At 53.7% G+C, this 12,438-nt stretch carries 14 protein-coding genes; 8 read left to right on the top strand and 6 right to left on the bottom strand.

Annotated features, from left to right (window positions below):
• Positions 1 to 352: 352 nt before the first annotated feature.
• The 3 genes from R6U90_RS06200 to R6U90_RS06190 all read left to right on the top strand — a co-directional run bounded on the left by R6U90_RS06200 (position 353) and on the right by R6U90_RS06190 (position 4,001).
• Positions 353 to 1,210: an FkbM family methyltransferase gene (locus R6U90_RS06200; protein ID WP_410351801.1), complete on the top strand. Its 858-nt coding sequence runs from the start codon at positions 353 to 355 to the stop codon at positions 1,208 to 1,210.
• A 6-nt stretch (positions 1,211 to 1,216) separates the two neighbouring features.
• Positions 1,217 to 1,978 (top strand): zinc-dependent peptidase, encoded by a 762-nt coding sequence (locus R6U90_RS06195; RefSeq protein WP_410351800.1) that lies wholly within the window; start codon positions 1,217 to 1,219, stop codon positions 1,976 to 1,978.
• Between the two features lie 61 nt (positions 1,979 to 2,039).
• Positions 2,040 to 4,001 carry an alpha-amylase family protein gene (locus R6U90_RS06190; RefSeq protein WP_410351799.1) on the top strand — a complete coding sequence of 654 codons (1,962 nt, stop codon included), beginning with the start codon at positions 2,040 to 2,042 and terminating at the stop codon, positions 3,999 to 4,001.
• Positions 4,002 to 4,147: 146 nt separating this feature from the next.
• On the opposite strand, the gene R6U90_RS06185 is transcribed toward R6U90_RS06190, so the two are convergent.
• Both R6U90_RS06185 and R6U90_RS06180 read right to left on the bottom strand, forming a co-directional pair.
• Positions 4,148 to 5,437, bottom strand: coding sequence for an FCSD flavin-binding domain-containing protein (locus tag R6U90_RS06185; RefSeq protein ID WP_410351798.1), 1,290 nt, complete (start codon positions 5,435 to 5,437; stop codon positions 4,148 to 4,150).
• Between the two features lie 19 nt (positions 5,438 to 5,456).
• Positions 5,457 to 5,768 carry a c-type cytochrome gene (locus tag R6U90_RS06180; RefSeq protein ID WP_410351797.1) on the bottom strand — a complete coding sequence of 104 codons (312 nt, stop codon included), beginning with the start codon at positions 5,766 to 5,768 and terminating at the stop codon, positions 5,457 to 5,459.
• A gap of 196 nt (positions 5,769 to 5,964) precedes the next feature.
• On the opposite strand from R6U90_RS06180, the gene R6U90_RS06175 reads away from it, so the two are divergent.
• From R6U90_RS06175 to R6U90_RS06160, 4 genes are all read left to right on the top strand, one after another.
• The gene (locus tag R6U90_RS06175) at positions 5,965 to 6,459 is read left to right on the top strand and encodes a DUF302 domain-containing protein (protein ID WP_410351796.1); all 495 of its coding nucleotides are present in this window, start codon (positions 5,965 to 5,967) and stop codon (positions 6,457 to 6,459) included.
• 22 nt (positions 6,460 to 6,481) lie between these two features.
• A complete protein-coding gene (locus tag R6U90_RS06170; RefSeq protein ID WP_410351795.1) occupies positions 6,482 to 7,471 on the top strand; it encodes an alpha/beta hydrolase family protein in 990 nt (329 codons plus the stop codon).
• Positions 7,472 to 7,546: 75 nt separating this feature from the next.
• Positions 7,547 to 8,299 (top strand): MBL fold metallo-hydrolase, encoded by a 753-nt coding sequence (locus tag R6U90_RS06165; protein WP_410351794.1) that lies wholly within the window; start codon positions 7,547 to 7,549, stop codon positions 8,297 to 8,299.
• A gap of 227 nt (positions 8,300 to 8,526) precedes the next feature.
• Entirely contained in the window at positions 8,527 to 9,201 is a 675-nt protein-coding gene (locus R6U90_RS06160; RefSeq protein ID WP_410351793.1) for a c-type cytochrome, read from the top strand.
• A 35-nt stretch (positions 9,202 to 9,236) separates the two neighbouring features.
• Here the strand turns inward: R6U90_RS06160 and R6U90_RS06155 are convergent, their stop codons facing one another.
• A complete protein-coding gene (locus tag R6U90_RS06155) occupies positions 9,237 to 9,656 on the bottom strand; it encodes a hypothetical protein (RefSeq protein WP_410351792.1) in 420 nt (139 codons plus the stop codon).
• 334 nt (positions 9,657 to 9,990) lie between these two features.
• Positions 9,991 to 10,821 (bottom strand): LysR family transcriptional regulator, encoded by an 831-nt coding sequence (locus R6U90_RS06150; protein ID WP_410351791.1) that lies wholly within the window; start codon positions 10,819 to 10,821, stop codon positions 9,991 to 9,993.
• A gap of 191 nt (positions 10,822 to 11,012) precedes the next feature.
• On the opposite strand from R6U90_RS06150, the gene R6U90_RS06145 reads away from it, so the two are divergent.
• On the top strand, positions 11,013 to 11,210 hold the full coding sequence (locus tag R6U90_RS06145) for a PA3496 family putative envelope integrity protein (protein WP_410351790.1): 198 nt from the start codon (positions 11,013 to 11,015) through the stop codon (positions 11,208 to 11,210).
• On the opposite strand, the gene R6U90_RS06140 is transcribed toward R6U90_RS06145, so the two are convergent.
• Positions 11,195 to 11,551 (bottom strand): hypothetical protein, encoded by a 357-nt coding sequence (locus R6U90_RS06140; RefSeq protein WP_410351789.1) that lies wholly within the window; start codon positions 11,549 to 11,551, stop codon positions 11,195 to 11,197. The two genes, R6U90_RS06145 and R6U90_RS06140, sit on opposite strands and share 16 nt — an antisense overlap.
• Positions 11,548 to 12,438 carry a PfkB family carbohydrate kinase gene (locus R6U90_RS06135; protein ID WP_410351788.1) on the bottom strand — a complete coding sequence of 297 codons (891 nt, stop codon included), beginning with the start codon at positions 12,436 to 12,438 and terminating at the stop codon, positions 11,548 to 11,550. The genes R6U90_RS06140 and R6U90_RS06135 overlap by 4 nt, the downstream gene beginning before the upstream one ends.

Below are 12,438 nucleotides of genomic sequence, written 5' to 3'. Positions count from 1 at the left end.
GATGCACTGGCTTTTTTAATGATAACGGACATTATTTTGCGGCGACCCGGGGTGTCAAAACTGCCTGCAAGGCAAGGGCCGCGCAATCCGGTGAGTTTGAGATGCCCCGGCATCTGGCTGTGAAGCCGGGCCCGATTATCAGGGTTCTGCAGCTGTTCACTGCAGAGGTGACAGCATAGCCGACGGGACAGGAAACCGGATTGTCGCAGACGACCCCTCAGGCAGCTGACAGGGTAATCGTTTGTACCCACCATCAGTCGCGAATGGCGTTCGTTAGAACTCTGTCGGGTTAGGGATATGGCAGACAAGTATGGTATTTTAGCCGTCGGATTAAATAACAAAACAGCGGTCAATGGGAATTGTAAAGAAATTCAGGCGCGAGGTTAATGTCGCACTCTCCAGGCTCTGTCGTCGTAAAACGTCGGTCAATTATCTGGGGATGAAACTGCATGTGCCGTTAATATACGGCATGGGGCGAGGCTATCTGACCGAAGGGGAAATGTGGATGTCCCACTGCATGGAATTGTTGACGGGGCTGAAGCCGGGCGCGGTGCTGGATATTGGCGGTAACGTGGGTGTCTTCCTGGTCAAACTGAGAGTTATCGATCAGCAACGGGAATATTTTGGTTTTGAACCCAACCCGGTATGCAATTTCTACGTGCAGGAACTTATCCGTTTGAATGGTTTTGAAAACAGCCGTTTTTATCCTGTGGCCATTTCAAATGAAAACTCCATGCGCACGCTCTATGCGAGGAAGCTGGGCGAAAAACGCGCTTCCATGCATAAATTCATGCGTAAAAATGAAAAGCTCGGTTATTCGTTTGAAATGGTAACCGTACAGGGAGAGGAATTTATTCGTCGCCTGCCGCTGTCAGAAATTTCCATGATAAAAATTGATGTCGAAGGGGCCGAATATGAGGTGGTCGACGGCATCAAGGGAGTTCTCAAGGATTATCGACCGTTTGTTTTCTGTGAAGTATTGAACCTGCATAGTGATATTGGTGAGTTCGAGGAACGTAAAAAACGTATTGATGCGATAATCCGCATATTGCACGAGCTCGACTATAATATTGTCGCTTTCAAAACGACTGGCGGGGTCATCGAGTTGAACAATGCAGAAGAGTTCAACCAGGAATATCAGGATGATTATATATTCTCACCTTCGGAATTGACGCAACAAATACTCGAAACCCGTGGCATCCTGTCCTGAAGAACAGTGCTGGATTTTCTTCATAAGTGGCGTGAAAAACGCATCCTTAGTCGTTCGCCATATACCGACGCGGACTGGCAACAGGCGTTGTCGCGCCTGGCTTTTTTCGAAAGGCTGAGTCAGGAGGATCTGCACAGGCTGAAGAGAATGGCAACGCTGTTTTTGCATCACAAATCACTTGAGAGTGCAGGTGGTCTGAATATTACCACTGAACTAAAGCTGGTTATCGCCCTGCAAGCCTGTTTGCCGATTCTGAATCTGGGGCTGGACTGGTACGACGGTTGGGTCTCTGTGATTATATATCCCGCAGGGTTTACACCGATACATACCGAGATGGATGAATACGGTGTCGTCCACGAAGTGAGAAAACCTCTGAGCGGCGAGTCCTGGGAACGAGGACCGGTGGTGTTATCAGCTGAGGAATCGTTGGATGGGGGTATTATTGACGGGCATAACCTGGTGATACATGAGTTTGCTCACAAGCTGGATATGCAGAACGGCGTGGCCAATGGCATGCCGCCTCTGCACAGGGGAATGTCAGCACCACAATGGAGCAAAGCTTTCAGTGCCGCCTATGCGGACCTGCAACATCGCATAGCGCATGGCAAATCAATCGTTATCGATCATTATGCGGCCACTGCACCGGCAGAGTTTTTTGCTGTTTTGAGCGAGGTCTTTTTCGAGCAGCCCCGGCTTGTCCATCAAACATATCCGGCAGTGTATCAACAACTTGCGCAATTCTATCGGCAAAATCCCCTGAATGTTTAAATATGGCCCGCAGTGGCATATAGTTGATCCTGCCCGAGTCGCTTAAGCAAAGAAGCCTGTCATGATGACCGACGATATAGACCCGCTATGGTTGAAAAAGGAGAGTCGTACCACGCTCGAGCGTCTGCTGCCGCGTCTGGAGGCCGCATTTCGCGAGCAGGTGGATAGCGCCGAATGGGAAGGTTATCTTGAACGACTGAAACGTCATTTCCCGCGTCTGTTCGAGAGACTTTACCGCCTGTACGGCCATAATTACGATTTCTTTTATCATCTGGAAAAAATCCTGAAGTCAACCACACATATGTGGCTGGCACGTCCGGACGAGCTTCGGGCACTGGATGCCATGCGTGAGATAAATCGTGAGTGGTATCTTTCCAATCGCATGGTCGGTGCCATGTGCTATGTGGACCTGTTCGCCGGTGATCTGCAGCGGTTGCGAGACCGGATTCCTTATCTGACCGAACTGGGAATCACCTATCTGCATCTGATGCCGTTATTCCAAATGCCCGAAGGGGATAATGACGGTGGTTATGCCATCAGCAGTTATCGTGAGGTTCATCCTTCCCTGGGCAGTATGGACGATCTTCAGGCATTGGCTACTGAATTACGCCACCATGGGATATCGTTGGTGCTGGATTTCATTTTTAACCATACCTCGGACGAGCATGAGTGGGCACAGGCGGCTTTGGCCGGCGATCCCGAATATCAGGCCTATTATCGTATATATCCCGATCGCGCCCTGCCGGATGCCTATGAGCGCAGCATGGGCGAAATCTTTCCCGAAGATCATCCTGGCGCATTTACCTATCGCAACCGGATTAAAAAGTGGGTCTGGACGACATTTAACAATTACCAGTGGGATCTCAATTACGAGAACCCGGTATTGTTTACCCGGATGCTGGAGGAGATGCTGTTTCTTGCCAATCAGGGGGTCGAGATATTACGTCTTGATGCGGTCGCTTTTTTATGGAAACGGTTGGGAACCGATTGTCAGAATCTCCCGGAAGCTCACTGGGTGATACAGGCCTTCAATGCTATTGTCAGTATCGCGGCACCGGCGATGGTATTCAAGTCCGAGGCCATCGTTCATCCTGACGAGGTAAAAAAGTATATAGACGAGGAAGAATGCCCACTGTCCTATCATCCGCAGCTGATGGCATTGTTGTGGGAGGCTCTTGCTACCCGTGACATACGAGCATTGCTGCGGGCGATGCAGGATGATTTCAATATTCCGGCAGGGTGTGCCTGGGTCAACTATGTTCGTAGCCACGATGATATCGGCTGGGCGTTTTCTGATGAGGATATTATCGCTTCCGGGTTCGAACCGGCCGAGCACCGGCGGTTTTTAACCAATTTTTATACAGGTCGTTATCCCGGCAGCTTTGCCAGTGGCGCGCCGTTTCAGGAAAACAAACAGACCGGTGATGCGCGTATATCCGGTACCTGTGCATCGTTGTGCGGATTGGAAAAAGCGCTGGCGGAACAGAATCAGGCGGAAATCGAGCTGGCGATTCAGCGAATCCTGTTACTGCATGGTGTGATTATCATGCTGGGAGGCATACCTTTATTATATATCGGAGATGAGCTCGGAACGCTGAACAATTACGACTACGGTCAGGACAGTGCCAAGTTGGGGGATACTCGCTGGCTACATCGATCCCACTTCGACTGGGGACTGGCCGAAAAACGCAGGCAGAGCAATTCGGTAACAGCAAGGATCTATCAGGGGATTTTGCGCCTGATCCAGCTGCGCCAGCAAAATCCGGCTTTCAGTCATGCCGAAACCGAATTTACCGATAGCGGTAATGCGCATGTCTTGAGTTTCTTTCGCAATAATGGTCAATACAGTCTGTTTGTGCTGGCCAATTTCAGTGAACATGAACAACGTCTGGAGGCCAGGCGTTTGCGATTGCTGGGGTTGCGTAAAACCATGGTCGACCTGTTCGGCGGGCATACCATCACGGCCACCCAGGAGCTGATTATGGAGCCGTATCAGGTGCTGGTGTTATCGAGGGGAGCGTAGTTTGCAGATGGCAGTTGGCAGAGTACAAAAGTTCTGAGCTCTGAGCGATTTCAAAGTTACTTTGGCAGCGGCATTAAGCCGGAGAGTAGTCAGGGCGCCAGGTTCCAGGAGACCGGAATCTGGCCTCTGGAACCCAGCCCCTGTTTCTAACCCCAGGTATCCATGGCGATACTGTCGTACCAGCCACGCGTGTAACGAGCTTCCTGTTGGCGGAAGTCCGGGCCCACATCTTTGGGGCTGACGCCGCCGGCACCTTTTACACCATGAATACCCTTTTCGTCAGAATAGCGGTAGACCGCCGCTACAGAGATACCATAGTCCGGTCCGACCAGACTGTAGCAGGTATTCACATACGATGGCTCGGGCATGCGGTTACCATGCAGAGCCGATACAATAGCCGCAGCACAGACCTTGCCCTGGCTATTGGCGGCAAACCCGGATTTAGGCATGCTGCCGGCGATGGAAGCATCACCGATTACATGTACATTCGCGTGTAGAGTGGACTCGAAGGTACGCTGATCTACCGGGCACCAGCCGGTTTTATCGACCAGCCCGGCATCGTGCGCAATTTTGCCGGCTTTCTGCGGCGGGATAAAGTTAATCACGCTGCCGGAATGTCCTTCACCCAGCTCGTTATAAAGTGTCTTTCCGGCAGCATCGACGCGTATGATACGACCTCCGGCATCTCCACTGACCCACTCGATCATATCGCCGTAAAGTTCTTCCCAGCCCTGCATGAATAACGGCTGCTTGGAAAACTTGGTTTTTGCATCCAGGATCAGTACCTTGGATTTGGGCTTGTTCTGTTTCAGATAGTTGGCGATCAGGCTGGCACGTTCATACGGTCCGGGAGGACAACGAAACGGATTGGCCGGCGGTGCGATAATGACCGTGTCACCATCGGACATGGCGGTCAGCTGTTTGCGTAAAGCGGTTGTTTGCGGACCACCGTTCCAGGCGTGCGGGATGCTATCGCTCTCCGCTGCACTCATACCCTCGACATCTTCCCAGCGAAAATCAATACCGGGGGATACTACCAGTCGATCGTATTCAAGTTGTTTTCCGTCATCCAGAACAACTTTATTTCCGGCGGGATCAATTTCACGGGCCATGGCATGAACGACCTTGATACCGCGTTGTTCATGAGCATTATAATCATGGCTGATACTGTTCAAATCACGCATTCCGCTCAGTACAAGGTTACTGAAGGGGCAGGTGACAAATTTTTGCTTGGGTTCGACCAGGGTGATATCCAGGTCAGGGTCGAAACGTTGCAGATATTTGGCACAGGTCGCGCCGCCAAACCCCCCGCCAATAATGACGACCCGGCCGGAGGCCGTGGGTTGTTTGGAGCAGGCGGTCAGGCCGAATGAGGATGCCAGCACACCGGCCCCGCCGAGCAACTGGATAAACTGTCTACGATTAACACGATTCATAATGGCAACTCCCTGGAATTTATTTCAGACCGGCAAAATATTCGGCAATCTGCGCGATTTCTTCGTCGCTGTAGCCGCTGGCATGGCGACCCATCACTGTCGAGTCGCGCTTACCGGAGTGGAAATCTTTTAATGCTCGTTCGATGAAATCCGCCGATTTTCCGTGCAGACTGGGCATGGAGCCTGGGCTATTGCCATCAGTGCCGTGACAGGCGGCACAGGAATTGCTCAACATGGCACCCTGGCTGATCTCGGCGCCGGGTGCCGTGGTTGAAACGAAAAGTGCGGCGACGCCTAACAATAGAGTCGCAGGCAAGGGCAAGTGGGGCATGTGTTACCTCCTTATAAGATTCAGTCAATTAAGACAGGGCAAGAAATCACAGGCATAACATGTTTACAATCTAGACCATAAACCCGGAGTTGAAAAGGTTTTTTTGAGAAGGAACAACGGGTGAAGATGACGAGAGGTTTAGCATAAGGTAATGTTATTAAAAGCTGTATTGCTATACGGACAAAGGAGCCAGCAAATGAAAAACATGATTCTCTTATTATTAACTGTCGGCCTGATGGCTTCAGGTGCTGTGCAGGCAGCCTCGCTGCCCGATATCAAGCTGGAACAGACCGTAGTAAAAATGCCCCTGCAGGAAGGGGTCACGATGAGTGATGCAGTCGATTCGATGAAACTGCGTGCCAACAGGCATAACATGAATCTGGTCGCTGAATTGCCACTGTCCAGACAGGTCGAAGCCATGGGTAAAAAAGCCCGGCGGATGGAGATTTTCCAGTTTTGTGATGCACTGACCGCGCAGCGCATGGTGGAAGCAAATATCAATTTTGCCGCCTATTTGCCATGCCGGATTGCGCTGGTTGAAGATGAAAAAGGCCAGGGCTGGCTGGTGATGATGAATCTCGACATGATGCTCAACGGCGCAACCCTGACAGAAGAACTCAAAGCCGAGGCTACTCGTGTGCGTGATGCGCTGATGGATATCATGCAGGCCGGCGCCGAGGGTGCCCTTTAACAGAACAACACGGTTACAGTGTATGAGTTTTGCCCAACGTGGTTTATGGCACCGAGATCGCCGTGGCCGGGGAAAATGGCTGTTCGTCGCGCTGCTGATTATTATCGTGGTGTCACCGTTGGTATGGCTTGGCTGGCCCGTACGCGGGGATCCCAGTGAGCGGTTTATCGATCGTCGCGGTGAGGTCGAACAGGTGCAGATCACCCGTCAGTGGCAGACGGACGAGTCACGCTATAAGCACCTGACGCTGACCTCGAGCAGCGAATTACAGGTTGAGATGACGGTGCGTCGACCGCGGACGGATAATGGCGAACGACCCCTGATGTTATTGCTGGGCGGGGCCGGTACCGGCCGCCAGGCCGCGGAGCTGGTTCAGGACACTGGCGACATGGTCGTCGCGGCCATCTCCTATCCCTATCAGGGACCGGAGGATCTGGCTGGCTGGGAAGTTTTGTGGCATTTCGACGAGATTCAGCGGGCCATACTGGATACCACCCCGGCGCTGTTACTGGCCCTTGATTACCTGGCCCGGCAGTCTTACGTCGATTCCGAGCGGATGGAGCTGGTGGGCGTCAGTCTCGGGGCCTTCTTTGCGGGAACGGCAGGGGCACTGGAAGAGCGCTTTCGTCGAGTCTGGCTGGTGCAGGGAGCGGCTGACCCGCGCGCGGTGTATGAATATCGCTTGCGCAAGCAGATCACCTTTGAACCGGCCCGTGTGCTCGTGGCCGGGATACTTGGTGTGCTGACGGCCAGCGAAGATTTGAAGCCGGAGCGCTGGTTGGGGAAAATCGCTCCCCGGCCGGTGGTGGTCATCAGTTCCCGTGGCGATAATGCCTATCCCCCGGCCAGTGTGGTTGCCCTGCATGGTGCGTTACGCGAACCGTACGAACTGGAATGGTTGGCGGGGGAGCATGTCACGCCGGGCCGACCCCGGATATTGAAACAACTGAATGAACGGGTGGTCCAACGGATTGCCGCCGAAGAAAAACGGGGTGATATGCCCTCACCCTGAAAAGGCGGATGAGGTAAATATCTGTGCATGATTTGAGCAGGGTTAATAAACCTGCCTGTTTTTAAAGGAGCCGTTATGTTATTTCGCCAGGTCATTGAACCGGATTCCTCCACCTACACTTACCTGTTGCATTGTCCAGATAGCGGTAAAACCGCGCTCATCGATCCGGTACTGGATACGGTGGAACGGGATCTGAAAATGTTAAACGAGCTGGGGCTGGAGCTGGATTTTACGCTCGACACGCATGTGCATGCTGATCACCTGACGGGTGCCAAGCGTCTCAAGGAACTGACCGGAAGCCAGATTGTCGGCCCGGCGATCGACCAGTTACCGTGTACCGATATCGGTGTTCGCGAAGGCGAGCTGTTTCGTCTGGGCAATATCGAAATTCATCCCCTGTATACGCCGGGACATACCGATCACCATCATGCCTATCTGATCGATAACGGTACTCAAAAAATGCTGTTCAGTGGCGATGCCCTGTTGATCGAGGCCTGCGGGCGCACTGATTTTCAGTCCGGCGACGCGGCAACACTGTATCGCAGTATTCATGATAAATTCTTTACCCTGCCGGATGAGACGCTGGTTTATCCCTGCCATGATTACGAGGGGCGTTTTGTCACCACCATTGCCCAGGAAAAAATCCGCAATCCCCGTTTGGGCAGCAACAAGAGTCTGGAAGAGTTTGTTGAGATGATGGATAACATGGAACTGCCCTATCCACGCAAGATCGACTTTGCCGTCCCCGGTAACGAGTTGTGCGGTGCCTGTCCGGAGAACGTTCCGGATAAATATCGGGCGCCCTGCGATCGTCACGACCAGGGTTGAACTGTTCCACTTCTGGCGGGACATCCTTCCCGCCTGCCCGTATTAAAGGACCGACTGGCGCAGCAGACGGTTAAATTATTCCTGCTATATCGCAGAACCTTGCCGGAGTTGATCTGGATCAATCCCGCTTGATTTTCCCTGAAGCAATCCTGGCGACGCATCGATACAGGACGTATCGTGGCGCAGTAATGTCGTGTTGTTGTCACCAAGTATTTTAACGAGGGAAAATGGTGTATCGGAAACTGACGAAGGGACTTGGCCTGTTGATTGTACTGGGGATGCTGGCATCGCCGTCGATCGCGGTGGAGGATGAGGTCAAGGGACTGATGTTGATCATCGAGCAGCAACTGGACGATCCGGGAGCCAGGCAACAGGCGATGCAGGCCGGGCGCAATCGGGCGCTGTTATGCAGTTATTGCCACGGCAATGACGGTAACAGCGTTAAACCGGATGTACCGAACCTGGCGGGTCAGAACCCGGTCTATCTGCTGGATCAGATCGGCAAGTTCGCCCGGGGTGAGCGAAAAAACTTTGTCATGAACTCGCTGGCGAAAAATTTTACCCTGGATGACAAGGTGAATCTGGCGATTTATTACGCCGATCAGACAGTACAGCCGCGGCCGCAGAATAAAAGCCTGGCCGCACGGGGACAGCGGATTTACACGCAACGTTGTATGAGTTGTCATGGAGAACAGGGCCATGGCAGTGCCGAGTATGCCCGGCTGGCGGGCCAGCGGCCGGAATATTTACACCTGACGCTGGAACGCTTTCGCGCCAATGAGCGAGGCGAACAGCAGGATGGCGAAGATGTGCGGCGCAGTCCGATCATGGAATCCATTGCCGGTCGCCTGAGTGATGAGAATATCGAGGTAGTGGTCGCTTATCTGGCCGGACTGGAATAGACCCGGGAACGATCCGGCTTTGAAACGATTCAGATTCAGGGCAGCTTGAAACCGCCGCCGGGCATTGCGCCGGGGCCACCCATGCCGCCAGCGGGGCCCGCCGGTCCGCCGCCGGTCTCGGGGACAACGATTTGCGAGGCCGCTTCGCGACGCAACTCCTTGAGCTCTTCCAGCGTGCGTTCCACCGCCTGCCTGGCGGCTTCAGCATAGCCGGCGAGAGCCTGTTGCAGGGATTCGGCCTCGATTTCAAAATTCAGCGGCAGGGCGCCCATTGGCGTCATCATCTGTGACTGGCCGAGATAGCGTACGGACCGGGAAGCGTCGTCGCTGCCGTCGGAGGTTACCGGCGTCAGGCGCCGCAGCGTGCCAACCTGCTGATCGGTGAAGACCTCTTCACGATAAAGCTCGTCGGTATTCATGCGCAGATTCTCGATGTCGATATCTTGCTCGCTCATAACCTTGTCCTGAAATTAAATTGTAGCTAATTAAATTAGGGATAGCTGTATGGACGCACCCTGATTCAGTCACAAGTCTAACAAAGGATTGCCATCTGATAACAGTCGCGTCAGGCGCCGGATGGCGCGCAGATCGTGGCTGCGTCATTACTGAATAAGTAGCTGATAACGGTAAACGGTTGTTTCACGCGGCAGTAGCAGGAAAGGACAGAGGTTACCAGCGAAAGCACTGAAGTCAGCGAAAACACCGACAAATAAAACAGTTACTGACAGGAGTGCGGGGTTTTCGGTGACTTTCGCGCGTTCAGAGATTCCAGTCAGTTGCGAGCAATGCTCACCACTCCTCAAGAAGTTGTTCAATCAGTTCCGACTTTTCGTTCTGGGTGTTGTAAAGCGCGTAGGCACTGCGCTCGATCACCGGAGCGTCTTCGATACGATGCAGACGTCCTGTGTCCAGATAAGGTTGCACCATCTGCTCGGCCAGATAAGCGCTGCCCCCACAGTTCAATATGAAATCCAGGGCAATGCGGCCCTGACCGATGCGCAGAGTCGGCGTGGGTTGTTCGGGCAATTCCCGGGCGTGACGGGTCAAAAACGAGGTACCCCAGTCGACCAGAATGTAATTCTCTAACAGGTTGTCGGCTGCGCTGCCCGGCCGTGAAGCAACCATCATGAGTTTGATGACGGCAATCTCATGCACAACGAGCGTATCGTTTTGTGGCGCATCGAAAACTACGGCAATATCCAGGGTGTTATTCAGAATACGGCGGATCAGCACTTCGTTGCCGTGGGTCTCGCCCTGCAGGGCGAGTTCGTTGTGTTGTTGGTGCAGTTGCTGTATCCACTGTTGTAACAGGATATCCCACAAACTGACAATGCCGCCGATACTCAACGGCAGTTTCCCGGCCTGGGTGATACCGACCTCCTGTCGGGCCCGATTCCAGGCCGTGGTGATCATTTCGGCATAGCCGAGCATTTTTTCCCCGGCCGGAGTCAGCTGAATGTTGTTGCGTTCGCGAATAAACAGCGGTGTGCCCAGCTGTTGTTCCAGCTGGCGAATCCGGGCGCTGACTGTGGACTGGGTGATGCACAGGTTTCTGGCGGCCTGGCCGAAATGGCGCGTGCGGCTAACCTCCAGGAAGGTGGCGAAGTCGTGAATATCCATCGATTCGGTACCGGTCGGGAATCCCGCGCTGACCCCGGGCGGGGTGTCATAGCGCCAATATCAATTCAAAATTTTGATGGTGTCAATTAATTTATTTTGCTTTACGAAGCTCCTGGCGGGCACTAAATAGCGCAGATAAATCGGGACGAAGCCGGCATTCAGGTCCGGTGTCCTGCTGGAGGTTAACCGCTATGTATGTTGTACAGGGTGAAGGTATGCTGGATAAAGACGACGCGTTGCTGGACGACGAACTGAGTGCCAGCGAAATTTTTGATAATGAGAGCTCCCGCGCGCGTTACAGTCATAGCGCGCGAAAAAAACTCGAAGAGCACATGGAAATGATGCGCCTGCGCCGCTTGCTGGATGATTATTACTACGAGGAAGAATGATCCTTTGGCCGTGGCGACACGGCTGCCGTCAGTCCCAGGCGTTCGAAAAACCGTTGCCGGGCCTGTTCGAAGGCCAGGACAAAACGCGCCTCCTCCCCGAGCTGCTGGTGAAGAGCGTGTTCCAGTTCGGCAAAGGCGGCCTGCAGCTGGTCCGCTTCAATCCGGGTATTGGCCGGTGTTGGCGCCACGGCAGGTGTGTCAGTGCTGACAACATTGGCCGAGCGCGGTATCAAACGTTGCTCGCCGGTATCCACCTGATGGGCGATGAGCGGCGTGGACTTGATATACCTCTCACCCTCATAGTCAAACTGTTGTCCCACCGCTAGCAGACTGAACTTCATGGGCTTTTAATCTCCTGTGACGAGTTGAGGTTGGCCAAACCGATTTGACCCACCTTGCGCCCGGCCAGTTCACAGGCTGCAGTTAATGCACTGTCGAGCGGCCGACCTTCGAGCAATGCCAGAATCACTCCGGCATTGAATGTGTCGCCGGCACCCAGGGTGTCAACCACCGGCGTCAGGGGCAAAGCCGATGCATGATAACGCTGACCCTGCGCGTCGCAGGCGAAGGCGCCTTCATCACCCCAGGCGCAAATCAGGACCGCGCTTGTATTGTGCCGGCGCAGATCGTCGAACAGCGCGTCCGCGCAAGTATAGTCACAGGCTCTGGCAAATGCGCGCGAAAACAGCAGCAGATCCGCATAAGGGTATAACTGTTCGATGCCGGGGCGAGGTTTTTCGATTTCGATCGACACCGGTTGATCAATCCGCTGTCCGTCGAGCTGCTCGAGTATGTCCCCCAGATTCTCGATGTTGCGCCCTTCAAAATGAAACCAGTCATAACGTTCCACTTCATCAAGCGGAAAATCCCCGGGCCGCAACTCGGGCAGCTCCCGGTAATGGACAATCGTGCGTGAGCCATTGTGCTGATTGAGAGTGATACAGGAAGTGGGAGTGCGCCCCTGCGAAAGAGTAACGAGGTGTCGGGTATTCACCTCGGAATGTTGTAGCTCCTGGCAAATCATTTGCCCGGCCGCATCTTTCCCCAGGGTCGCCAGCAACTCGACCTGGTGGTCGAACTGGCTGATGACACAGGCAGTATTGGCGGCATTGCCGCCGCAGCGGACGAACTGCGCCGTGGCGCGTAACTCTTCGTCCTCGGCCGGATAGTGATCGACCTGATTGATGATGTCCAGCGTGGCAATGCCCGTACAGAGTATGCGGCTCAT

This window comes from Thiohalophilus sp. (assembly GCF_046483665.1).
Taxonomy (GTDB): Bacteria; Pseudomonadota; Gammaproteobacteria; order UBA6429; family Thiohalophilaceae; genus Thiohalophilus.
This window is presented reverse-complemented; position numbering and strand designations above follow the sequence as displayed.